General features: G+C 37.0%; 19 protein-coding genes and 1 tRNA gene. 10 read left to right on the top strand and 10 right to left on the bottom strand.

Annotation, left to right across the window (positions count from 1 at the left end):
• Nucleotides 1–98 precede the first annotated feature (98 nt).
• The gene (locus RR062_02720; GenBank protein ID MEG2026623.1) at nucleotides 99–1,313 is read left to right on the top strand and encodes an ATP-binding protein; all 1,215 of its coding nucleotides are present in this window, start codon (nucleotides 99–101) and stop codon (nucleotides 1,311–1,313) included.
• Between the two features lie 380 nt (nucleotides 1,314–1,693).
• On the opposite strand, the gene RR062_02715 is transcribed toward RR062_02720, so the two are convergent.
• From RR062_02715 to RR062_02690, 6 genes are all read right to left on the bottom strand, one after another.
• Nucleotides 1,694–1,785 (bottom strand) — tRNA-Ser (locus RR062_02715).
• 297 nt (nucleotides 1,786–2,082) lie between these two features.
• Complete coding sequence (locus tag RR062_02710) at nucleotides 2,083–2,487, bottom strand: hypothetical protein (protein MEG2026622.1); 405 nt, start codon at nucleotides 2,485–2,487, stop codon at nucleotides 2,083–2,085.
• Between the two features lie 13 nt (nucleotides 2,488–2,500).
• The gene (locus tag RR062_02705) at nucleotides 2,501–3,925 is read right to left on the bottom strand and encodes a metallophosphoesterase (GenBank protein ID MEG2026621.1); all 1,425 of its coding nucleotides are present in this window, start codon (nucleotides 3,923–3,925) and stop codon (nucleotides 2,501–2,503) included.
• A 135-nt stretch (nucleotides 3,926–4,060) separates the two neighbouring features.
• Nucleotides 4,061–5,362: an FMN-binding protein gene (locus RR062_02700; GenBank protein MEG2026620.1), complete on the bottom strand. Its 1,302-nt coding sequence runs from the start codon at nucleotides 5,360–5,362 to the stop codon at nucleotides 4,061–4,063.
• Nucleotides 5,352–6,296: a hypothetical protein gene (locus tag RR062_02695; protein ID MEG2026619.1), complete on the bottom strand. Its 945-nt coding sequence runs from the start codon at nucleotides 6,294–6,296 to the stop codon at nucleotides 5,352–5,354. The genes RR062_02700 and RR062_02695 overlap by 11 nt, the downstream gene beginning before the upstream one ends.
• Nucleotides 6,297–6,481: 185 nt before the next feature.
• The gene (locus RR062_02690) at nucleotides 6,482–6,958 is read right to left on the bottom strand and encodes a peptidylprolyl isomerase (GenBank protein MEG2026618.1); all 477 of its coding nucleotides are present in this window, start codon (nucleotides 6,956–6,958) and stop codon (nucleotides 6,482–6,484) included.
• 141 nt (nucleotides 6,959–7,099) lie between these two features.
• Between RR062_02690 and RR062_02685 the strand changes: the two genes are divergently transcribed.
• Nucleotides 7,100–7,759, top strand: coding sequence for a Pr6Pr family membrane protein (locus RR062_02685; protein MEG2026617.1), 660 nt, complete (start codon nucleotides 7,100–7,102; stop codon nucleotides 7,757–7,759).
• 255 nt (nucleotides 7,760–8,014) lie between these two features.
• On the opposite strand, the gene RR062_02680 is transcribed toward RR062_02685, so the two are convergent.
• Complete coding sequence (locus RR062_02680) at nucleotides 8,015–8,854, bottom strand: HAD family hydrolase (protein MEG2026616.1); 840 nt, start codon at nucleotides 8,852–8,854, stop codon at nucleotides 8,015–8,017.
• Nucleotides 8,855–9,019: 165 nt separating this feature from the next.
• Between RR062_02680 and RR062_02675 the strand changes: the two genes are divergently transcribed.
• From RR062_02675 to proS, 8 genes are all read left to right on the top strand, one after another.
• Nucleotides 9,020–9,976, top strand: a complete 957-nt coding sequence (locus RR062_02675; GenBank protein MEG2026615.1) for a lipoate--protein ligase — start codon at nucleotides 9,020–9,022, stop codon at nucleotides 9,974–9,976.
• A 17-nt stretch (nucleotides 9,977–9,993) separates the two neighbouring features.
• Nucleotides 9,994–11,070: a glycine cleavage system aminomethyltransferase GcvT gene (gcvT, locus tag RR062_02670; protein MEG2026614.1), complete on the top strand. Its 1,077-nt coding sequence runs from the start codon at nucleotides 9,994–9,996 to the stop codon at nucleotides 11,068–11,070.
• Between the two features lie 37 nt (nucleotides 11,071–11,107).
• On the top strand, nucleotides 11,108–11,464 hold the full coding sequence (gene gcvH / locus RR062_02665) for a glycine cleavage system protein GcvH (protein MEG2026613.1): 357 nt from the start codon (nucleotides 11,108–11,110) through the stop codon (nucleotides 11,462–11,464).
• Nucleotides 11,465–11,474: 10 nt separating this feature from the next.
• Nucleotides 11,475–12,770: an aminomethyl-transferring glycine dehydrogenase subunit GcvPA gene (gcvPA, locus tag RR062_02660; GenBank protein ID MEG2026612.1), complete on the top strand. Its 1,296-nt coding sequence runs from the start codon at nucleotides 11,475–11,477 to the stop codon at nucleotides 12,768–12,770.
• A complete protein-coding gene (gene gcvPB / locus RR062_02655) occupies nucleotides 12,770–14,173 on the top strand; it encodes an aminomethyl-transferring glycine dehydrogenase subunit GcvPB (protein MEG2026611.1) in 1,404 nt (467 codons plus the stop codon). The genes gcvPA and gcvPB overlap by 1 nt, the downstream gene beginning before the upstream one ends.
• Nucleotides 14,174–14,306: 133 nt before the next feature.
• Entirely contained in the window at nucleotides 14,307–15,221 is a 915-nt protein-coding gene (locus RR062_02650; protein ID MEG2026610.1) for a hypothetical protein, read from the top strand.
• A gap of 125 nt (nucleotides 15,222–15,346) precedes the next feature.
• Nucleotides 15,347–16,750, top strand: coding sequence for a hypothetical protein (locus tag RR062_02645; protein MEG2026609.1), 1,404 nt, complete (start codon nucleotides 15,347–15,349; stop codon nucleotides 16,748–16,750).
• 222 nt (nucleotides 16,751–16,972) lie between these two features.
• Nucleotides 16,973–18,397: a proline--tRNA ligase gene (gene proS, locus RR062_02640; protein ID MEG2026608.1), complete on the top strand. Its 1,425-nt coding sequence runs from the start codon at nucleotides 16,973–16,975 to the stop codon at nucleotides 18,395–18,397.
• 111 nt (nucleotides 18,398–18,508) lie between these two features.
• On the opposite strand, the gene RR062_02635 is transcribed toward proS, so the two are convergent.
• The 3 genes from RR062_02635 to RR062_02625 are packed head-to-tail and all read right to left on the bottom strand — an operon-like array spanning nucleotide 18,509 to nucleotide 21,677.
• Nucleotides 18,509–20,488 (bottom strand): AAA family ATPase, encoded by a 1,980-nt coding sequence (locus RR062_02635; protein ID MEG2026607.1) that lies wholly within the window; start codon nucleotides 20,486–20,488, stop codon nucleotides 18,509–18,511.
• Nucleotides 20,485–20,643 carry a hypothetical protein gene (locus RR062_02630; protein ID MEG2026606.1) on the bottom strand — a complete coding sequence of 53 codons (159 nt, stop codon included), beginning with the start codon at nucleotides 20,641–20,643 and terminating at the stop codon, nucleotides 20,485–20,487. Before RR062_02630 ends, RR062_02635 begins: the two co-directional genes overlap by 4 nt.
• Nucleotides 20,640–21,677, bottom strand: coding sequence for a metallophosphoesterase (locus RR062_02625; protein ID MEG2026605.1), 1,038 nt, complete (start codon nucleotides 21,675–21,677; stop codon nucleotides 20,640–20,642). The genes RR062_02630 and RR062_02625 overlap by 4 nt, the downstream gene beginning before the upstream one ends.
• Nucleotides 21,678–21,839: the final 162 nt, after the last annotated feature.

Genomic DNA, 21,839 nt, shown 5'->3' with positions numbered 1-21,839 from the left:
AATCTTTTATATAATTTTTAAAAAGTTTTCATTCTATTTATTGCATTTTGCTTAAAATTAGCGTATAATTTACTCAATCAATAATAGAGGTGCTAATAATGTCACTAATACAAAGAAACGAATATGTTAATTGGTTGCTAAACTATAAGGATAAAAAAGTAATTAAAGTTTTGACAGGACTACGTCGAGTTGGCAAGTCTACAATCTTTTTACTTTTTATTGACGAATTAAAAAAGATTGGAATAGCCGATAGACAAATTATTACAATCAATTTTGAAGAACTAGAAAATGTTGCTTTACAAGATAAAATGGCGCTATATAATTATATTATCAGCAAGCGTGTTGAAGGAAAAAAGATTTATGTTTTTCTTGATGAAATTCAGCGTGTAGACAATTTTGAAGAAGTAATAGATAGTCTTTTTGTTAAAGACGACATTGATGTATATGTAACCGGCTCTAATGCAAAGTTTTTATCTTCCGAAATAGCGACCCTGCTTACGGGGCGCTATGTTGAAATTAATGTTTTGCCTATTTCTTTCAAGGAATATTACGAACATTATAAATCAAATGGCAAAGATAAGCGAGCTTTGTTTATGGATTATATTATTTACGGAGCTATGCCCGGATCGTATATGTTTGACAACGGATCGGCAGAACAACGAGAATACATTGAAAACGTGTACAAAACAATATTGGAGAAAGATGTGTTAAAGCGTAATTCTACCGCTAGCAAACAAGTGGTGGAGAATATTTTGAGTTATGTTGTTTACAATATTGGGTGTTTGACTTCTGCTAAAAAGATAACAGACACGCTCAACAGTAACGGCACAAAAGTTGTTTACAATACAGTAGCAAGCTATTTTGAGACGTTGCAAGATTGTTTTTTTATATATAAAGCGGACAGGTATGATGTAGTTGGAAAAGAATATTTGAAATTAATAAACAAATATTACGTTACCGATTTTGGTTTTAAGTATTATATTTTGAATAACAAAACAATCGAAATGCCTCAACTACTAGAAAACCTTATATTTTTAGAGTTAAAACGCAGAAGATATAAAATTGCAACCGGCAAAGTGGATAGCAAAGAGGTTGATTTTATTGTTAAAGGTAATGATAACAATCTTAAATATATACAGGTTGCCACAACCGTTATAAGCGAAGAAAAACTTAAACAAGAGCTTGCCGTTTTTGGAGATATTAAAGATAACTATCCAAAATATATCATTACGCTTGATGATTTGTTTACGCCCGACCACGACGGTATAAAAACTATAAATGCAATAGACTTTTTACTTGGAAAAGAATTTTAATATATGTGCGTGATACTAAAAATTAAGGCACGCCGTAAACATAAATAGAATAAGAAAACATTTATAACACAGAGATTCTCATTTGTTAATTTAGTATTACACGGCTATTTATTAATATAAAAAGAACCAAAATCCTAATAACTTACGTTATTAGGATTTGTTTGTTTTTGGCGGAGAAAGAGGGATTTGTAAGGAGCGAAAGATATACATAAACGGTTTTGTCAAAACGATTAATAACAACGCAAATATTTGTTTAACTAAGTTAATTGTAGCGACGGGCTAGCATTTTGGTATTTGCCAAAATGCGTTACTGTTCATAGCCCGCTTTCGTAGCAATACAAAACCACCCAAAAGGCGAACGCCTGTTTGGGTGGTTGCGGTGGCGGAGAAAGAGGGATTTGAACCCTCGCTACGCTTCTCGCGTACTACTCCCTTAGCAGGGGAGCCCCTTCGGCCGCTTGGGTATTTCTCCAATGGCTTGTTTACAAAAAGGTTGTTTAACAAGTTTAAGGCTAGTTAAACAATCAAATTTAAAGTTTTTGCTTGACTAATATACCATATATTAGTCGGTGTGTAAAGTAAATAGTTAAATAGAATAAAAAATTTATAGTAAATTCTATTTTGTTATTTGCAAATTGCAAGAAGTTTTAAATTTACCACATTTTATTTACTTTAAGTTGGCTATATTAGTTATTGCGTCAATAATAAATGGTAAGTAGTTTAAAAAACTACCTCGCCCGATTTGCTTTAAGCGGTCTAGTTAGTATTTTTATAGTAAAAATATAGCTAAACAAACAATGTAAGCAAGAAGTAAAACTAAAAAGATAATAGCGGTTATTTTTACCGACAAAATTTTACTTCTTATTGCGCTAATTCCACTAAATAAGCTTACTAACGCAGGCAAAATGGCAATAACTGCTCCAATCGAAGAAACAACTGTAAGCAAGGCAAATATCATTTGAATTGTAATATTTGTTGGCGAGCTTGCAAGCGACACAAGCAATCCCACGCTTAAAAATACCATTAGGACAAAACAAATAATTTGACTTACAAGGTTTGGTTTTTGCGTGCGTTTGGCTTCTATTTTTTTGGCTTCTCTCTTTTGTCGTTTGGTAAGGTTAGGGGTATTAGCCTCGCCGTTTATGTTAGGCTCTGCCACGGTGTGTTTTTTCATATTTGCCTTTCTCCTATTTATAATAAGAATCCATAGATACAGTTTCTTTGGGGTACTTTGGTTGATAAATGTCTTGGTAATAGTTACTTTGTTGGACTGTAAAGGACGAATTTGGGCTACTTATAATAATATTGCAACCTCTTTGCGCTCCAAACTTGTCAATTCCCTTATATGCAAGATAGTCTATGCTCATACCATAGGTAAGCATTATGCCCTTATATGTAAGCGAAAAGTTGTTTAAGTGGTCGTGTCCGTAAAATATACCCTTAGTGCTACCTAAACTAAGTATGGTTTCAAATACTTGGTCGGGATAAAGGGGCGGATAACATACTACTGCGTCAGCCGTTGCGTTCGCTATGGCTTCGCCGGCGTAGCCAAAGTGAAATTTAACGTTTGCGGTGTCTTGCCTGCCATTTTCCACATATTCTTTATAAGCGTCAGCTGTTTCTTGAAGTGGAATATGCCAAAACGCAAGAGATTTTACTTGCCTAAACTCATTATATTGTTCGCCTAAATTATCTACTATTTTGGTATTATATTGATTAAGACTAGCCAGAGTATTTGTGTACCAAGTTAGTTGATTCTCGTGAATGTTGTCATACTTCCAGTCAAGACCTAACCAGTCGCCGTCGGTATAAGACTGAGAGTCAAATATAAATAACGACTGCGTGATTAATCCCAGAGAATTCTTGATGTTAATCAGTTGATTGCCTTGACCGTCTATTTCTGCGGAATCTTTATCAAACAAACAGTAACTGCCAGCGGTATCGGCTATTTTTTGGTAGTAGTTGCCGACTTGTTCTCGGCTGTAATAGTTATAAGCTTCGGCGTCGTGGTTGCCAAGACTTACGGTATAGTATACGCCTAGTTTACGCATAAGCTCGGTTAAAATATCTGCGCAAAGTTTGTTGTTGAAACTGCCCGAAATATACGGAACGGGAAATACCATATCGCCCGTAATAATTACTAGGTCGGGTTTGTTGTAGGTAATCATCGCCGAAATTGCGTTAATTGCCATTTTATCTTGTTGCTTACTTAAAAAACCTCCGCCGATATGTAGGTCGGTAAGTTGAAGTATTTTAAAATCATTGTCAGTAGTAAAAGTCCAATGTCCGTCTTGTTTGATAGGCGTAAGTTGCGACTCGTATGTAACCGTGTCAAAAGTTTTAGCTACCTTAATGGTAGAAGATACGCTTACGCCAGTTGCAATGGTTAGCGCTCCAAAAGCAATCGCAAATACAATTAAAATCGACGCAAAGACTTTAACGGTTAAGAATATTTTTTGTGTAAACGTGCGTTTCCTCTTTTGCTTAGGGGCAGAAACACTATTTATTTGAGCGTTATATTCGTCAAGCCTTTTTTGGTACTTTGCCTTTGACTCAAAAAATTTCTTTTTAGGTTTAGCTATACGCTCGTTATTTTTCTTATGATTAAACATACGTTGCCTCCTTAGTATTATCACTAATTATAATATCACAATTTAGCTGACTTTACAATAGAAGTAAAAATAAACAGCCAAAATTTTGGCTGTTTATAGGATAAAATTGCTATTTTGTAGTATAGATTGATTGCCTTAGATTTTAATCGAACAGTAATATCTAGCCAAAATTTTAAAACAAAGTCTAACAAACTGAGAGGAAAACGTGCCGTCTTTGGTAGCTCCGCTATAAATTGTGCTTGTGCCTGCTATTATATAGCCGTTGTTTTCCGGGCTATACACAAGTTCGACGTCTAAGTTTTTTATAAGTCCGTTTTCAAAGTTGTCGTAAGCGGTTGGAGAATTAATTACGACTTGTTTATAAACGTTAAGCAACTCTTGCGAGATTACAAATTGCGGTTTCTTATTTCCTTCTACTAGGAAACTGCACGCTATAACCTTTTTTGTTGAAATATCTACGATAATAACCAAAGTGTAAGGGTTAGGCGTTTGCGAGTCGTCCCACTCGACGTGACCGCCTGCCGTATTGATTAGATTTAACTTTGCTCGATTGCGAATGATTGCTCCTACGACTTTTTGACCTTGCGTCGTTACTCCGCTTGCCGAATATATTACCGTGCCTAGTTGGGCTTTGCCTTCAAAAATGTCAATATTTTGGTCGATTGTCGTATAGGTTGCGTTAAATAAAGACATAAGCGTTTCTTTTTGTTCTTGCGAAGTGTCTTGCTCAATGCCGTAAGTTTTGCTTAGGTAAGTCGTAGCCGTTCTAACAGCGTATAGTACAGCGTTACTTGTAACCGTAGCCCCCGTAACAAGCGATGTTTCTAGCTCGGGTTGACAGGGCATATTGTCGTACGCCTTAGAAAGATAATCGGGAGTAATTTTTTCAATGTACCCTTGACTTTGTCCGCTTGACGACAAGATTTGCGTTCCGCCTATTACGCCGTTATTTGTTATGCCTATTCCTATTTCAACATAGGGGCGAAGTTCTTTATGAATGCCGTAGTTTGCCCGAGCGACTAAGTAATAGCCTTGTTCGACCTTATAAACTTGTTGAATTTGACCTAAGTAAGTGTTGTAAGTTAAGTCAAGCTCGCCGTAATTTTTGTAATTTGGGTTCACTTCTATTTGGGTAAATTTGTCGACTTGCGTTGATGTCTTACCGCTAACTAAATTTTTAAATTTTGCAACTAGGGTTAAATTTGCAAAAAGTTTGGTTGAGAAGTCAAACGGTTTATCTTCGCCTTCTTTAAAAAAACCTAAGAAGCGATATCCTAGTTCGCTAGGCATAATTCCCGGCACGCTTGCGCCATAGTCGGCAGTTTGCGTCCTAAGGGTTACCCCGTTGCTAATTAGGGTTACCTTAACAACGGGGTTACAACCGCATAATAATACGGCTAACATAGTGATTAGAGCAATTTTTGATTTACTTGCCATTTGCTTTTATGGGTTCTTTGTTACCGCTAATATCTGCGGAAGCTGGCTTTGGAGGCGTAACTTGATAAATATAACTATTGTTTGGATACTCGTGACTGGTCAAAGCCGAATCGATTGTAGCGCCTTTTGCAATTTTTCCAATTACTACTGCGCAAACAAATTTTAAGTTGCCAAGAACGGGATATTCTACGCCTGCGTTCATATAAGTTTTTCCTTTTAGCCAAGCGCTAGCGTCGTAACCTGTCGAACCGGGATTAAATTGTCCGTCGTCTGCGTGCATACCCGTACCCTCAGCCCCCGTACCGCCGGAAGTAGTAGGCGTCATAAAGTAGTGCGTGCCAAAGCCCATAGTTACGGCTATTGCGTTTAGGTAACCGCTTACTAGCCCTGCGTCATAGTAGCCTCTGTCGGGCGCATACGCTCCGCCTGCTACAAAGTCGGGATTTTTAATCTTATAGCCCTCTTTAAATGCGTTAGAATATATTCTATCGCCAAAGACAAGAATGGTTACCGTGCCTTTTGTAACTCGTTTTGCGGTATCGACCTGACCTACCGCCTTAACTTGTTCGTTATAGTCTGGAATAGCTACCATAAAGTAGTCGCCTTTTCCGCCCGAGCAAGCCATTTTAGAGGCAAATGCAAGCATGGTTTCAATTTGAGCCGTTGTGGGTTTGTCGGCTTCGTTTTCGCTCCAACTGCCGTTATTTACCGTTCGCCAAATTTGTTCTTTGAACCACTCTGCGTAATCGGTAGCCGGATTAATTTTGCCTTTCGCTTGTTCTTTTAGGTTCTTAATTTCTGTTTCTTTTGCGGTGAGTTGCTCTTGAAGCTTTTTAATCTCAGCGTCGTTAGCAGGGTCTTGACCGCAAGCGACAAAACAAGAAATAGCAAGAATTAACACTACAAACAAAGCGACTATTCTTAGTTTCTTCATTTTTTTATTCTCCTTTAATTAAAGTTGTATAGTAATTTTTGCCAAATATTTCAAAAAATTACATACTTGATAAATTTTTTTGCATAAAAAACGGCTACATTTGAGGTTGTAGCCGTAATAAGGTGGTAAATTAAAATTATAAATAGTTTGGTAACTAATTTAAACTATTATATAGCTTAAATAATCTAGATTAATTCAATCTTTTTGATTACTTGCGGAACGATAGGTTTATCGTTATAATCGGTTTTTGTAGAAGCTATTTCGTCTAATACTTCTAAGTTTGTAATTACTTTGCCAAAGCTAGCGTAAAGACCGTCAAGATGGGGGCTATCCTTGTGCATAATAAAGAATTGACTGCTTGCGCTATTTGGAGAATTTGAACGAGCCATACTTAGCACGCCCCTGGTATGTTTAAGGCTGTTAGCTATGCCGTTAGAACTAAATTCGCCTTTAATTGTCTTTTTGCTACCGCCCATACCCGTACCCTTTGGGTCTCCGCCTTGTATCATAAAACCACTAATTACACGGTGAAAGATTAAGCTGTCATAGAAGTTAGCTTTAACCAATTCTACAAAGTTAGCAACTGTAATAGGCGAAATTTCTTCGTATAATTCGGCAACCATAGTTTTGTCGTTTTCCATAGTTATTTTAATTAATTGCATTTGATGTCGCTCCTTTTTTATTATAGTGATATTGTAATTGAAGAAATATTATAAGTCAACGATATTGATATTTATTAAGCCGTCAATTTTTATTCTGGATAAAAAAAGTAAGTTTTGAGCAATATATCTATAAGAGGCGATATGAGAAAGCTATCGATTATCAATAAATTTTTAATAGTTATTTGCGAGATTGTGGGCTTAACAACACACTTTTTAGGAAAAAGCGACATTGTACCTAGCTTTTTCTATTTTACTGTGCTGAGTAATTTTGGCGCTTTGGTGGTATTTTGTTTTGTATTAGTAAAAACAATTAACGGGGGATTTAGTCAAAAACTTCAATTTGCCAAGATGCTAGTCACACAGGGCATCTTGGTTACTTTTGTAATATATGGTTTTGTGCTTACTCCCGCAATGAGTTTAATAGATATTTCTACCGAGCTTACTTTTTCTAGTTTTATATTGCACTACTTAGCGCCCTCGTTAATTTTTGTTGACTACTGTCTATATGACAACAAGGGGTTAATCAAGTGGTGGCATTCGTTTAGTTACCTTTCAATTTTTTTATTATATCCCCTATATTGCTACGGCTACGCCTTTTTAGGCGGAACTTTTAATGTTGACGGCGTAAAAACACGCTATCCATACTTTTTTTTAGATTTTGATTTGTTAGGAATAGGGCAAGTTCTTAAATATGTAAGCCTACTTATGGTAAGTTTTTTAGTCGTTAGTTTACTTTTTTTTGCCCTTGACCGAATAATGTCAAGATATAAGACTAAGAGTCATAGGCAAATTGAAAAGTAAGTGGGTTTATCTATAATATTAAAAAAGATTGAGCTAAATTTTACTCAATCTTTATTGTATTTTGTCCAAATTTTATTGAGCTAAATTTTACTCAATCTTTATTGTATTTTGTCCAAATTTTATTGAGCTAAATTTTACTCAATCTTTATTGTATTTTGTCCAAATTTTTAGGTTTATAGTATCAAAAACCAGATTGTTTTTTTAAGCTTCACTAGCGTTTGTTGCTATATAAGTCAATTTTGTCAATTTTGTCAATTAATCAACTAATTTATCCCAGCCAAGTTTTGCTAGCTCGGCGTCTGCCGACATACGATTGATTATAGCTTTAATGGTTTTGTCTAAAAGCGAGCCTTCTCGATAGTCGGCAGGCACGTAGAAACTAACACGGTCGTCGGCAACCAAATAATTGTTATCTTGATTTTGATAAACCCCTACCGAATAACCGCCGTTAAGACGAGTAAGTTTCATACTAGGCACGTCGGTAAAGCCGTCGCCAAAATATATCATATTGGAAAATGGCACTTGAACTTCGTTTTTATCTTGTTTGCGGTTGAGTTTGATATGTTCGGCGGTATCCTCAACGCCCTTGTGAATGCGGTATAGAAATTGTGTCTTTGAGGTAAAGTTAATAGCCATACTTGGCCAAACTGGAAAACCTTGTTGGTCGTATAAAAAGTCGCTTGCAAAGATTTGAGTAAAATATTTAGCGATGGGAGTGCCTTCTATCATAGTTTTCAGTCCGCTAGATATTATATAGTGTCGTACGTTAAGTCCCAAAGTTAAGCCGTAATTTGTTATGCGTTCAAACCAGTCTAGCACGCCCGGAAAAAGTTCAATTTGTTTGCCTTGTTCACGAAGACTTTCTTGCGACAAATTAATATTGCCTCTTTTTGCCTTGTCTATCATTAAATACATTGTCGACAGTATATGGTCCATCTTGTGTTGCTTTGCAAATTGGTCAGATGCCGTCCAAAATTGCGTGGGAGTCATAGATAGACTGGGGATAAAGTCGTATTCTTGCATATCCTTAGTAGACAGAGTTTTATCAAAGTCATACATCAAAGCTATGTTGGTAATATTAGATATAGAAGTCATAGTTTCTCCTTATTGTTTAAAGACGAAATGTAATTACGCATATAATTAACCACTTATAATTTATTATAAGCAAAATAGCAACTAATTGATAGTAGTATAGCAAATAAATTATAAAACTTCAATATTAATTGACAAGATTGATAAGGTTTATTAATATATATGCGTATGGATAATTTACAATTATATATCTCTAATAGTTCAAATGTTTATCGCAATATCGCCATAGAATGTTGTTTGCATAAATATTACAGTTTTTGTCCTACGTTATATCTTTGGAGCAACGACAATACCGTGGTAATAGGCAAACATCAACTCGCTAATTTGGAATGTAACATAGCCGAACTTTTTAACAATCAAGGCTTGCTTGCAAGGCGATTATCCGGCGGAGGGGCGGTCTATCACGACAAGCACAACCTTTGTTTTTCATTTATTTGCAACAAGAATATCTTTAATATTTCTCAAAACTATGATATAATTATTAAGGCGTTAAGACTGTTTGGAATAGAGTCAAGTCTTAGCGGACGCAACGATTTAGAGTCTAGCGGAAGAAAGTTTTCGGGCAACGCATTTTATACCAAAGACGGCGCAATAGTGCATCACGGCACGCTGTTGATTGATACCGACATAGCTTTAATGCAAAAACTGCTACTTGTAAACAAGCGTAAGTTGGTAGGTCACGGCGTAGATTCGGTAATAAGTAGGGTAGTCAATCTTAAAGAGTTAAATTCTAGTATTACCAAACTTGACTTAATTAACGCTATTATTTCAATCAGTCAAGTAGATAAGGCTAAGCAAATTGAGTTTAACCAAGAGCAAAACGACTATATAACGCAACAAATAGAATTTCTTTCTAGCTCGCAATGGCTATATGGATTTGATAATTACGTAAGTCAAGCAGAGGGCAGTTTTAGTTGGGGCAATGCCAAAGTGTTCTACACCGTCGAAAAAGGAAAAATAGCTAACATTAAAATTACTACCGATTCGCTCTTTGTCGAACAAATTAGCGAGGCAGAACAATTCTTAGTTGGCGTCAATCCGCTTACCTATCAAGTTGACGGTTCATTGTTTGAGCAAAATAAGCTTACAATTATTAACGATGTAATTAATTTAATAAATAAATAAGGAGATAAGGAAAAAGTATGATTAAGAAAACACCTCTTTTTGAAGCTCACAACAAACTCGAAGGCAAGGTTGTAGAGTTTGCCGGTTACTATCTACCAATTCAATACCCAACAGGCATTGTCGCCGAGCATAATGCGGTAAGGCATAACGCCGGCTTATTTGACGTTTCGCACATGGGCGAATTTGAAATTAGCGGTAAGCGAGCCAAAGAATTTATTAATTTTCTTGTAACAAACGAAATGAGCGACATCAAGGAAGGTCAATGCCGTTATACGTTAATGCTTAACGACGCAGGCGGAATAATTGACGACTTTATAGTCTACTGCATTAATCAAGAGAAATTCTGGCTTGTAGTCAATGCAAGTAATCGAGATAAGGACGCCGAGTGGATAAATAGCCATTTATTTTCCCAAGTTAAATTTGTCGACGCTTCAAACGACTATGGTCAACTTGCCTTACAAGGGCCAAAAGCCCAAGAAATTCTCAAAAAGTTAACCGATACTTTTCCGCAAGAAGCCTATACTTTTGTAGACAACGTTAAATTAGTTGGCGCAAAATGTGTAATTTCCAGAACTGGTTATACCGGCGAAGATGGGTTTGAAATTTATGTTCCTGAAAAATATACCGAGAAGTTGTTCTTTAAATTACTAGAACTAGGCAAAGACGACGGACTGCTTGCTTGCGGGCTAGGTTGTAGGGATACGCTTAGATTTGAAGCTTATATGCCCCTTTATGGTCACGAACTAGGCGAAGACTATTTAGCAACCGAAGTTGGTCTTAATTTCTTTATAAAAATGGATAAAGACTTTATCGGCAAAGCTTCTTTGCAAGCTTTTGCCCCTAAATACAAACGCAAAGGCGTTAAGCTTATCGATAGAGGTATTGCAAGAGAACATTTCCCAGTATTTAGCGATGACAAGCAAATAGGTTTTGTTACAACAGGCACAATGTCGCCAACCTTAAATTCGGCAATAGCTATGGTAAGAATTGATAAAGATTATAATCAACCTTACTGCTATATCGAAGTAAGAGGCAAGAAACTTAAAGCCGAATTTGTAAAGACACCCTTCTATAAAAGACAAGTTATTATATAAAAAATATATCGGTCTATAAGACAAAAAGGAGAGAAAAATGAGTAATATCCGTTTTAACAAATCACACGAATGGTTATGTGAAAAAGATGGCAAATATCTTGTAGGAATATCTTCCTACGCCGCTAGCGAGCTAGGCGACATAGTGTATGTAAATCTACCCGAAGTTGGTTCAAAGGTCGAAGCAGGCAAAATGCTTTGCGATATTGAGTCGGTAAAAGCAAGTAGCGAAATACTTAGCCCGGCAAATGGGACTGTTGTAGCGACAAACCAAGAGCTTATCGACCACCCCGAATTAATCAATGAGGACGCATACGCTAACTGGATTGCTCAAATCGAAGTTACAAGCGTACAAGAGCTACTTAGTCAGGAAGAATACGACGCAATGGTAAAATAAAGGAGCTAATATGTCAAAATATACTCCGCACACGCAAGAGGAAATTAAATCGATGTTGGCTTCGTTAAATATGACAAGCCTTGACGAGCTTTATGCCGATGTTCCTCAAAACATAGCGTGTAAAAATTTAGATATAGCAAGCGGTTTATCTCAGTACGAGGTAAGCCAACAAATCAAGTCTTATGCAAAAATTAACAAATGCTACTCTACTATACTTAGAGGCGCAGGTATTTACGACCACATTATTCCTAGCGTAGTAGGGGCGATTGTCAACAAAGAAGAATTTGTTACCGCATACACCCCTTACCAAGCCGAAATTAGTCAAGGCGTATTACAGGGCATATTTGAGTATCAATCGTTAATGTGTTCGCTTACGGGTATGGAAGTAAGCAACGCTTCTATGTACGACGGAGCAAGCGCAGTCGCCGAAGCTATAATAATGTGCGCCGAAAAGAAAAATAAAGCCATAGTTCTAGGACAAGTAAACCCCGAGTACAAGCAAGTTTGTTCTACATATTGCTATGCGCACAATAAAGAAATTGTCTTTATAGAAGATAAAGACGGTCTTGCCGATATTGACGCAATCAAGAATGCTATTGACATTAACACAGCGTGCGTAGTTGCCCAAAGTCCAAATTATTATGGTTTAATCGAAGATATGGAGTTGATAGGTCAACTTTGCAAAGAAAATAATGTTAAATTTATCTATGTGTTTAACCCGATAGCTTTGGCGTTATTACCTACTCCGGCAGAATGTGGCGCAGATATAGCCGTCGGCGAAGGTCAACAGCTAGGAATGAATATGTATTACGGCGGAGCGGCGCTTGGAATTTTAACTTGTAGCAAGACTATGATGAGAAGAATGCCGGGACGAATTGTCGGTCAAACCGTAGACGGACAGGGAAACAGAGTTTTTGTCTTGACTTTACAAGCAAGAGAACAACATATTAAACGTGAAAGAGCTACAAGCTCAATTTGTTCTAACCAAGCCCTCAACGCTTTTACCGCCCTAGTTTATCTGTCGACAATCGGCAAAGAAGGGTTTAAGCAACTAGCTAAACAATGTGTAAACAATGCGCATTATCTTGCAAATCAAATTGTAAATAATGGCGGAAAGCTTAAATATTCGGGAGAGTTTTTCAACGAATTTGTAGTCAACGGCGGTAAAGACGTAGTAGAAAGGCTTAAATGTCAAGATATTTTAGGCGGACTGAGTCTTGGTCAAGATACTTTGTGGTGCGCAACCGAAAAACAAACCAAACAAGAGTTAGATAAGGCGAGCGTAGCCTTTTTGGGAGGCAAATAATGAAATTAGTATTTGAGAGAAGCGTAGAAGGCAGAAGCGGATACGAATTTCCTATTTCTACCGTTCCGCAATATAATTTAAACTGTAAGACTAGACAGGTAGAGGCGCAACTACCAAGTCTATGCGAGCTTGACGTAGTAAGGCATTTTACCGCTCTTTCTAAGCAAGTTTATGGCGTAGACGAAGGTTTTTACCCGTTAGGCAGTTGCACAATGAAGTATAATCCTAAGCTTAACGAGGAACTTGCAAGACTTGAAGGTTTTGCCAACGTTCACCCCACGCAAGAACTTAGCGAAGTAAAAGGTAGCCTTACAATTATAGAGAATATGCAACAAGCGCTGTGTTCGTTAACTGGTATGGACTTTTTTACCCTTCAACCATCGGCAGGGGCGCACGGCGAATACACCGGAATGATGTTGATAAAAAAATATCACGACGTAAGAGGGGATAAGAAACGCACAAAAATTATTATTCCCGATTCGGCGCACGGCACAAACCCCGCAAGCGCAAATATGAACGGCTTTGAGGTCGTGACTGTTCCAAGTAACGCCGAAGGCGGAGTAGACATAGAGGCGTTAGCCACCTTAATCGGCGAAGATACCGCAGGTTTAATGCTTACCAACCCTAACACGCTAGGGTTATTTGACAAAAATATTTTGAAGATAACCGATATGATTCACTTAGTAGGCGGTTTATGCTATTACGACGGAGCAAATCTTAACGCAGTTATGGGCGTATGCCGTCCGGGCGATATGGGTTTTGACGTAGTTCACCTTAACGTGCATAAGACTCTCTCAGCCCCTCACGGCGGTGGAGGGCCTGGTAGCGGACCTGTTGGTTGTAAACAAATTCTTGCCGAGTTTTTGCCCACGCCTACTTTTAACAAAATAGATAGTGTAAATTCAATCGGCAAAGTAAGAAGTTTTTTTGGCAATTTCCCAGTTTATCTAAGAGGTTACGCATATATGTTAACTCTTGGCAAAGAGGGGCTCAAACAAGCTAGTCAACTTGCCGTACTCAATGCAAATTATCTTAAACTGTTGCTAAGCAAAGACTATGTTTGCGCTTATAATCGTACTTGCATGCACGAATTTGTGCTAGATTTATCTAATTTTAAGCGTGATTTTAATACCAGTGCGCTTGATATAGCCAAAGCTATGATGGACTACAAACTTCACCCTCCAACAATGTACTTCCCTTTAATCGTACACGAGGCATTGATGTTTGAACCTACCGAAACAGAAAGCAAAGAAACGCTAGAAAGCGTAGCTAGCATAATGAGCGAAATTGCGCTTAGAGCGCATTCGGGCGAAGATTTACACGTTTGTCCAACAAAAGCTCCCGTAGGTCGAGCCGACGAAGTAGCCGCAGCAAGGCAACCTATCACAAGGTATCAAAAGTAAAATCGGCATAACATATAAACTTTAAGTTAAACTTTTATTTATTTTAAGCAAATTTCACTTTATACAAACAAATACAAAAAAATACAATACTCGTGTTGTTCTTATAACACGAGTATTGTAATATTTTAATAGTATGTATAGCAAAAAAATAATCTTATTACATTCAACCGAACAGGGTAAAGGCTGTAAAGGTATTTGTAAATTGTTTTGTTCAGGCAAGACAGTTAGCGGTACGCTTTCGCTTGCTAACGTAGATTCTAGAAATTACGGTCTATATAAGTGCGCAATGTTTTTAAATGCAAAGACCTATTCTTTTGAGTTAGACACGTTGATTAATTACGAATTTGAGATAAACCAAGATTATATCGGGGTGGTAAAAGTGCTTATTGCAAGGCAAGAAAAAAAGTTAGTTCCGTTGTGCTTTGGTTCTACTCTTAACGAGCTTAACTACGACAGCAATCTTTTACTTCTTTTGCTAGGCGGTAAGAAAGAACTTTCTAGCCCGATTTTACAAACGCAACAAGAGAAGTCCGCTAGACCCCACGACCTTCAAGAAGATATTTCTACCCAACATTTCTTTGCTAGCGAGGTCAAACCTAAGCAAATAAGTACGGCAAAACAATCCCAACCCGTTTTAGTTGAAGAGGCTTTAACCGAATATGAGAAGTTTGTTACCGCTACCGACAATTATTATGATGGTAGGGAAGGCGCAAAACTTTTAAACAGCTATAAAACATCTTTAAATAATTTCTATGAAAATAAGCAATCAGGCTATTATAATAGCGTAAAAAGTATTCTTTTAAGAATAATCGACGCTTATCCAAGATATCCAATGCTTACTTCTTCAATCGATAATTCTATCTTTGTCAAGATATCTCACGCCGACAAACGCTTCTTTTGTCTAGGACTTCTTATACAAGACGCTAGACCTAAGTATATTTGTTACGCCGTGCCTAAGAATTTATCAAATCAAGATTGCCTTAGTCCAAACGACTTTACCTATGTTTTTCAAGACGCCGAAAGCGGAAAATTGACTAAAAACGATTAAAATTACCATAAGGTAGGCAGTTTTACCTTTTCTACAAGTGTTTTTTAATTATTTCACTTGCAATATTAAAGTTTATAATATATAATAAATGTCTAGACTTAAATTGATAGACTAAGGAGTATATTATGGCAAAAAAGATAGCGTTATTATTATCTATTCTTATGTTGGCGACTTGTATATTTGCAGGTTGCGCAACCGAAGACTACACGTTTAGCGGATTAAAAGGCGATACGAAAGGCTTAGTTAGCTCTAACGGCGGTGTTGTTGTGGAAAAAGGCGATTACCTTTACTACATTAACGGCGCAGTAGCAAACAATTCAAGCAACAACTTTGGCGAAGTAATCGAAGGCTCGATTTGTCGTATTTTAAAGACCGATTTTGACAGCGCTGTCAAATCTAGCACAGTTACTGAGGAAATAGCTAGCAAATCGCAAGTTGTAGTTCCCAAGATATTCTATCAAGGTCAATTACAAGACCGTATCAATAGCGGTATTTATATTTTTGAAGACCGTATTTATTATTACACTCCAAGCACAGAGTTAGATAGAAATGCAGCTATTATGTACTACGAAACTTGCTTAAAGAGTTGCGCTCTTGATGGAACAGATACTCAGCACCTTTACACCTTTAAGACTAACCCAGTTAGCGCAGTGTTAAGTTCGTTATCTAATGTTGACGGCAAACTATTTGTTACTTTTAACTATATTACTAAGACCGCCGACGCAGGTCTTGCCGAAAAAGATAAAGTTAAGTATAACAAAGAATTTAAGGAATATGAGAATAAACTATTTGTTCTTGACGTAGCTAGCGGACTAGTCGAACAAATTGACGCAGAAACAGAAATTGTCGTAGTTAAATACAACTGGCAAACCGGCGTAGCTTACTACCTCAATCAAGATATGAACGAAATAAAGAAATACGTCGTAGGCGGTAAGCCCACTACGGTAATCAAGTCTACGGAAGAAAAACTCGAATTCCTCAACCTTGTAGACGACCAATTATTTATCAAGACCACTAAAAAGGCAGACGGAATTGCTACTATTAAGACAGTAAAACCCGATGGAACAATTTCAGTTATTTCTAATTATATATACTCGACGTTTAGAGGGCTTGCAAACGGATATCTATTTGTAAGCGGACAAGGTAGCGTAGGCGTATATGACAGCGCAACAAATTCTTATAAATACACAACCGAAACAAAAGCCTCAATTAGCTTTATCTCGGTTATAGGCAACTACCTATACTACACTTTAAGCGAATGCAAGAATACGGCAATCGAAGATGGTATATATAGAGTTGACATCACAGCCGACAAGCTTGTTGAAGAATTTATAACTTCTAAAAAGATTTATACAAACTTTGCCTCTATTGACGTAGCGTACGGATATGTTTTCTTTATCAATTCGGAAAAAGCCGATAAGAGAAGAAATGTTTATCCATTAAATTGCGTCGAGCTTGCTAACCTAAGGGAAGAAAAACTATTTGATTTAACCAAGTATGTTATACCCGTACTTGACCCAACTAAATAATATTTAATTTTTTTGATTAAGACTGGGTATAAATAACCCAGTCTTTTTTATTTGCAATATGACTTTTTGACTATAATTATTTGTTTTAGATTAATTTTTAAATAAGTTTTTTGGTTACTAAGCAAAAAACTATTTCTTTACTTTAATTTGCGGTAAGGTTTTTTTCTTGACTAAACAGTCGTAATGTATTATATTTATAGTAATGAAATATGGGAGAAATTTATGCAGAAAGAATTTGTTAAAGAAGTTGCCGATATCAACTTAGATTTTCCACAGTGGTACACTGACGTAGTTAAAAAGGCCGAGCTAGCCGACTATGGCGCAGCAAGAGGCACAATCATATTTAGACCTTATGGTTACGCTATTTGGGAGAATATTCAACACGAACTTGACAAGCGTATTAAGGCAATGGGACACGAAAACGTATATTTCCCCTTGTTTTTCCCCACCTCTTTGCTTGAAAAAGAGGCGGAACACGTTGCAGGTTTTGCCCCCGAAGTTGCCACTATCACTAGGGGCGGTAAGGAAGAGTTGACTGAGACATTAGTAGTTCGTCCTACTAGCGAAACGGTATTTTCAACGGCTTATTCACAATGGGTGCAGTCGTATAGAGATTTGCCTATGCTTTACAATCAATGGGCAAACGTTGTAAGATGGGAGAAGACCACACGACCTTTTTTACGCACCAGAGAATTTTTATGGCAAGAAGGACACACAATTCACGCCACAAAAGAGGAAGCTATCAAAGAAACGCTAGATATTTTGGCAATGTACAAAGATTTCTGTCGCAAATTTTTAGCTATGGATGTCCTTACCGGTAAAAAGAGTGAAAAAGAGAAGTTTGCAGGCGCAGTCGCTACCTATGGTATGGAGTCTATGACGCTTGACGGCAAGAGCTTACAGGCGGGTACTTCGCACTTTTTTGGCGATAATTTTGCGCGCGCTTATGATATTAAATATCTTGACAAATCAGGCAAGCAACAATATGTATGGCAAACTAGTTGGGGCGTATCTACAAGGTTAATCGGGGCGCTAATAATGGCGCACGGCGACCAAAGAGGGCTAATTCTTCCGCCTAAGGTTGCTCCTACGCAAGTTATAGTAATTCCAATCGCCTCTTATAAAGAGGGCGTGCAAGAAACAGCCGAAAAACTTGTTAAAATGCTTAACAAGGCAAATATTAGGGCAAAGGGCGACTTTACCGACCAAAGAGAAGGTTGGAAGTTTAATCAATATGAAATGAAAGGCGTTCCGCTAAGAATTGAAGTTGGGCCAAGAGATATAGCTAGCAACGTTATGTGTTGCGTAAGAAGGGACGATTACAGTAAGAACAATTTGCCTCTATACGACATTGCGTCGGTAAAGAAGTTGTTAAAGACAATACAAGCCGATATGCTTACTTCTTCGCAAAACTTTATGTCTTCTCACCTTGTGCGGGTAGATACGCTTGAAGAAATGGGCGTTGCATTAGACGGTGGCAATATGACTAAGGCTTGTTGGTGCGGTTGTGCGGAATGCGAGGCTAAGATTAAAGAAAAATTCCAAGCGTCAAGCAGAGTTATGCTCAAAACCGACGTTAACGGTAAATGTATATGTTGCGGTAAGTCAGGTAAAATGATTGAGATGGTATTTGCAAGAGCTTACTAAAACGTCGCTTAGTTTTTACAAATAATAACTAATATACCAAACAAAAACAGCCGTAGGTAATTACCCATGGCTGTTTTAAGTTGAGAAGTAGTTTTTTGTAAATGACTATTTTTAGCTACGACTACTGTGACAGACGATATATATTATTTGATATTGTTTCGAAAGTTCGACAAGCAGTCTTTTAGCCTCTACAAGTTTGTCGTCGTCCATATTAGCTAAGGGGTCGTCTAATATTAAGAAGTTATTTTTGTTGTCAAGACACCCGCATAGAGCCAGCCTAGAACACAGCTTGACAATATCTTTGTACCCTTGCGACAAAAAATCATATTTTCTTGTTTGACCAAGCAAGGTAAAAGACGGGGTTAAATTGATGTCTAGGTCAAAGTTAAGCTCGGTAAAAATGTTGATTAGTTGTTTAAAGTTTTGTCTTAATTTTGGCAAATATTCTAACGCAAGTTCTTGTTTTGCCTTTTTTAAAAAGGTAGAAGTATAGTCAATCAAGGTAAATTCTTCTTCGCATTTTTTAAGTTCTTCGCCCAAATATTCTTGTTGCTCAACAATTTCTACAAGTTTATCTGCCAAATTTTTGTACGTTTTTATTTGACTTTCTTCTGTGGCAAGGTCGTGAGTAAGGGCGTTAATCTTTGCGATGCTTAAATCTAGCTGTCTTTGAAGCAATTCTATATTTTGAACGGATAATTGTTTGCCTTCAAGATTGTGTTCGGTTTTGTAATCGGCAATTTCTTGTTTAAGCTCGTTAATTTGTTTACAGTTTTGACTTAGCAAAGACAACTTTTGTTGCAGGGCAATAATTTCATTTGAGTAATTTAAGCAAATTTTACCAAAATATTTAGATAAGTATTCGTTAATATTAGCTATCTTGCCTTCAATCTCGGCTTGTCTATTTTTTAAGGTTTGCTCGTCGTTTGTTTGCTTAGAGTACATTGTATTTTGGTTTAATTTATTGTTATAGAATATGACAAAACTTACAGCCGAACATACAAAAGCTAGGGCTATTAAAATTATGCCGATTAAAGTATCGTATACGAAAGCTACGCAACCGCCAACTAAACAAGCTATAAACATTGCGATAAGGGCATAAAAAGCAATCTTTGATTTACCAGACAAAGTTTTTTGATTAGTTTGCGTAGGTTGAAGGTCTAAGTTTAGTTTAGTTTGAGCCAGTTCTATTAACTCGGTGTTTTTATCCATAAGTTGAGAAATTTTGTTTTCGTCAAGTATATCTAAGGGCAGACTCTCTTTAAGGCTCTTAGTTTGTTCTATAAGTTCGTCTAGCTTATTCTCTAACGTTTTAATATGCTCTAAATATATATTTTGTTGGCTTTGTTTTGTGGACAAAGCTATTTTTTGTTTAAGTGTTATTATTTGCGTTTCAAGTTCCTTAATTTGTTGATTTGTAAAGTCTAGCTGTTTTTCAAAAACTTCGACTTGATTTTGAGCCTTTCTAGCTTGGTTTTCGTCCAGTTGAAGTTGGCTAATTTTATCCTCCAATTTACAAATCAGTCCGCCTCGCCCTTTTTTAAGTTTGTAAGACATTCTTTTTTTGTCAAGAATGTCAAGCGCTTTTTTGTAATTTTCCTCGCTTTGACCGGCAAGCAAGCTGTTTAAACTACTATTCTCGTCACTCGACGTTAGTTCTATATTTTGTGGCAAATAGTAGCTACGCATATAGGTGTTTACATCTACTCCCAACACTTGAACGCCTATTTCTTGCGTATTATCGTAGTCCGTGGTCGTCATATTGGTTTTTTGGTCGTATACAACGCAAGATTTTTTGTCTTTTGTCCTTCCAAAAGTGCGTTCAATGCGGTATATCTTGTCATTTTGACTAAAAATTAAACTTCCGCCAAACACGCAATCGGCGAAAGGCTTGTATTTGTCGTATTCGTTGTCGCAAATAGAGTCTTTTCTAACGTCCTGAATATCATAAAGCATAGCTTTAATAAATACCGCAAGCGTGGTTTTTCCCCAGCCGTTAGGTTGACATATTGAGTTTAGGGTGGGGGCAAATTCGTAATCTAGATTTACTAATTTGCCAAAACCATCTATATGACAAGAAATAATTCTCATAAGTTTTCTCCCCTTAACACTTTAAGCCCATACTCGATTACCTTGCCTTTTTGTTGCTCGGTAAGCGTAGACGACGCCACATAAGACATAAATTGATTGCTCAAACATATTTCTTGACTTTTATCAATTTCGGGTTTGCAAGAAATAATTCTCATAAGTTTTCTCCCCTTAACGCTTTAAGCCCGTACTCGATTACCTTGCCTTTTTGTTGCTCGGTAAGCGTAGACGACGCCACATAAGACATAAATTGATTGCTCAAACATATTTCTTGACTTTTATCAATTTCGGGTTTGCTAGCGTCTTTTACGCAGAAGTAGAAGAACTTTTGCGAATATATTTCTTCAAGTTCTTTTATGCCCGTATAAGTGTCTATTTTGTAACTACCCTCTAACACCAAACGAACTATACTGGTAGGATTTACATTTTTAAGTAAAGTTTTTGCCGAGTCAAGTATTTGCGCATAATTAAGCGAAGTTAAGTCAAGACTGATTTGTTCGACTTGCCTGTATGCAAAGGGGATAAATGTCGACTTTATATTGTCGCAAGTGTCTAATAGAACAAAGCCTTTTTGCCCAAGCTCGTCGTACCCTCTGCCTTCAAGACAACCGCAGTAACAATATTTGCCTCGCCTGTCAAGTTTGTCTTGTCTAAATGCGTGCAAATGCCCTAAGGCGAGATAGTCAATATTTTTGTTTGTAAAGTCTACAAGGTTAAGATTGTCATTTTGCGAACGACTTGCAATTTGAGCGTGAAGAAGAACGATATTTTGGTTTGTAGGGCTAAGCGACAAAGAGCTAGCAAGGCAAGATATTTCGCCACAGCTTGCGCCACAAATGACAACGTTGCCGTAACTATAACTTGTCCAAGTCGAATTAAAGCGTTTAAGGTTGGGATAATTTAAAGTGGAGAGGAAATTTTGTTCGTCGTGATTGCCTTCAAGACACAAGAAGTCAATGTTTGCATTTGATTTGATTATCGAAGCAAACCGTTCTTTTGTGGCAAAAGTTGCAAAGTTAGTGTCAAAAATATCGCCGGCAAGCATAATAACGCTAACTCCGTTATCATTTGCGTACTCGGTAAGCCTTACAAAAGTAGTAATTAACTCCATTCTGCGTTTTTTTGCCAGTTCGCTAGGCAAAGCGTTTAGCGACGAATCTAGATGTAAATCCGAACAATGTATTAATTTCATTTCTTTCTCCTAAGAGTAATATAGCTAAGTTTAACACAATTTTAAAAGTTTATCAAGTGGCAAAATATATTACTGTCTTGCTATAATTTACAATTTAACTTATGTCTTGTTTAAATTTAACAAGCCAAATTGTTGAAATATTATTTAAGTGATTGACTTTTT

Source organism: Clostridia bacterium, from assembly GCA_036654455.1.
Classification (GTDB): Bacteria; Bacillota; Clostridia; order Christensenellales; family CAG-314; genus JAVVRZ01.
This window is presented reverse-complemented; position numbering and strand designations above follow the sequence as displayed.

What these genes read in the sequence shown, in the direction of transcription:
- RR062_02680 (MEG2026616.1), bottom strand. Translation starts at nt 8,854, where the DNA reads ATGACTTCTATATCTAATATTACCAACATAGCTTTGATGTATGACTTT.
- RR062_02685 (MEG2026617.1), top strand. Translation starts at nt 7,100, where the DNA reads ATGAGAAAGCTATCGATTATCAATAAATTTTTAATAGTTATTTGCGAG.
- RR062_02635 (MEG2026607.1), bottom strand. Translation starts at nt 20,488, where the DNA reads ATGAGAATTATTTCTTGTCATATAGATGGTTTTGGCAAATTAGTAAAT.
- RR062_02675 (MEG2026615.1), top strand. Translation starts at nt 9,020, where the DNA reads ATGGATAATTTACAATTATATATCTCTAATAGTTCAAATGTTTATCGC.
- RR062_02625 (MEG2026605.1), bottom strand. Translation starts at nt 21,677, where the DNA reads ATGAAATTAATACATTGTTCGGATTTACATCTAGATTCGTCGCTAAAC.
- RR062_02645 (MEG2026609.1), top strand. Translation starts at nt 15,347, where the DNA reads ATGGCAAAAAAGATAGCGTTATTATTATCTATTCTTATGTTGGCGACT.
- gcvPA (MEG2026612.1), top strand. Translation starts at nt 11,475, where the DNA reads ATGTCAAAATATACTCCGCACACGCAAGAGGAAATTAAATCGATGTTG.
- gcvT (MEG2026614.1), top strand. Translation starts at nt 9,994, where the DNA reads ATGATTAAGAAAACACCTCTTTTTGAAGCTCACAACAAACTCGAAGGC.
- RR062_02690 (MEG2026618.1), bottom strand. Translation starts at nt 6,958, where the DNA reads ATGCAATTAATTAAAATAACTATGGAAAACGACAAAACTATGGTTGCC.
- RR062_02720 (MEG2026623.1), top strand. Translation starts at nt 99, where the DNA reads ATGTCACTAATACAAAGAAACGAATATGTTAATTGGTTGCTAAACTAT.
- RR062_02650 (MEG2026610.1), top strand. Translation starts at nt 14,307, where the DNA reads ATGTATAGCAAAAAAATAATCTTATTACATTCAACCGAACAGGGTAAA.
- RR062_02700 (MEG2026620.1), bottom strand. Translation starts at nt 5,362, where the DNA reads ATGGCAAGTAAATCAAAAATTGCTCTAATCACTATGTTAGCCGTATTA.
- RR062_02705 (MEG2026621.1), bottom strand. Translation starts at nt 3,925, where the DNA reads ATGTTTAATCATAAGAAAAATAACGAGCGTATAGCTAAACCTAAAAAG.
- gcvH (MEG2026613.1), top strand. Translation starts at nt 11,108, where the DNA reads ATGAGTAATATCCGTTTTAACAAATCACACGAATGGTTATGTGAAAAA.
- RR062_02695 (MEG2026619.1), bottom strand. Translation starts at nt 6,296, where the DNA reads ATGAAGAAACTAAGAATAGTCGCTTTGTTTGTAGTGTTAATTCTTGCT.
- RR062_02630 (MEG2026606.1), bottom strand. Translation starts at nt 20,643, where the DNA reads ATGAGAATTATTTCTTGCAAACCCGAAATTGATAAAAGTCAAGAAATA.
- gcvPB (MEG2026611.1), top strand. Translation starts at nt 12,770, where the DNA reads ATGAAATTAGTATTTGAGAGAAGCGTAGAAGGCAGAAGCGGATACGAA.
- proS (MEG2026608.1), top strand. Translation starts at nt 16,973, where the DNA reads ATGCAGAAAGAATTTGTTAAAGAAGTTGCCGATATCAACTTAGATTTT.
- RR062_02710 (MEG2026622.1), bottom strand. Translation starts at nt 2,487, where the DNA reads ATGAAAAAACACACCGTGGCAGAGCCTAACATAAACGGCGAGGCTAAT.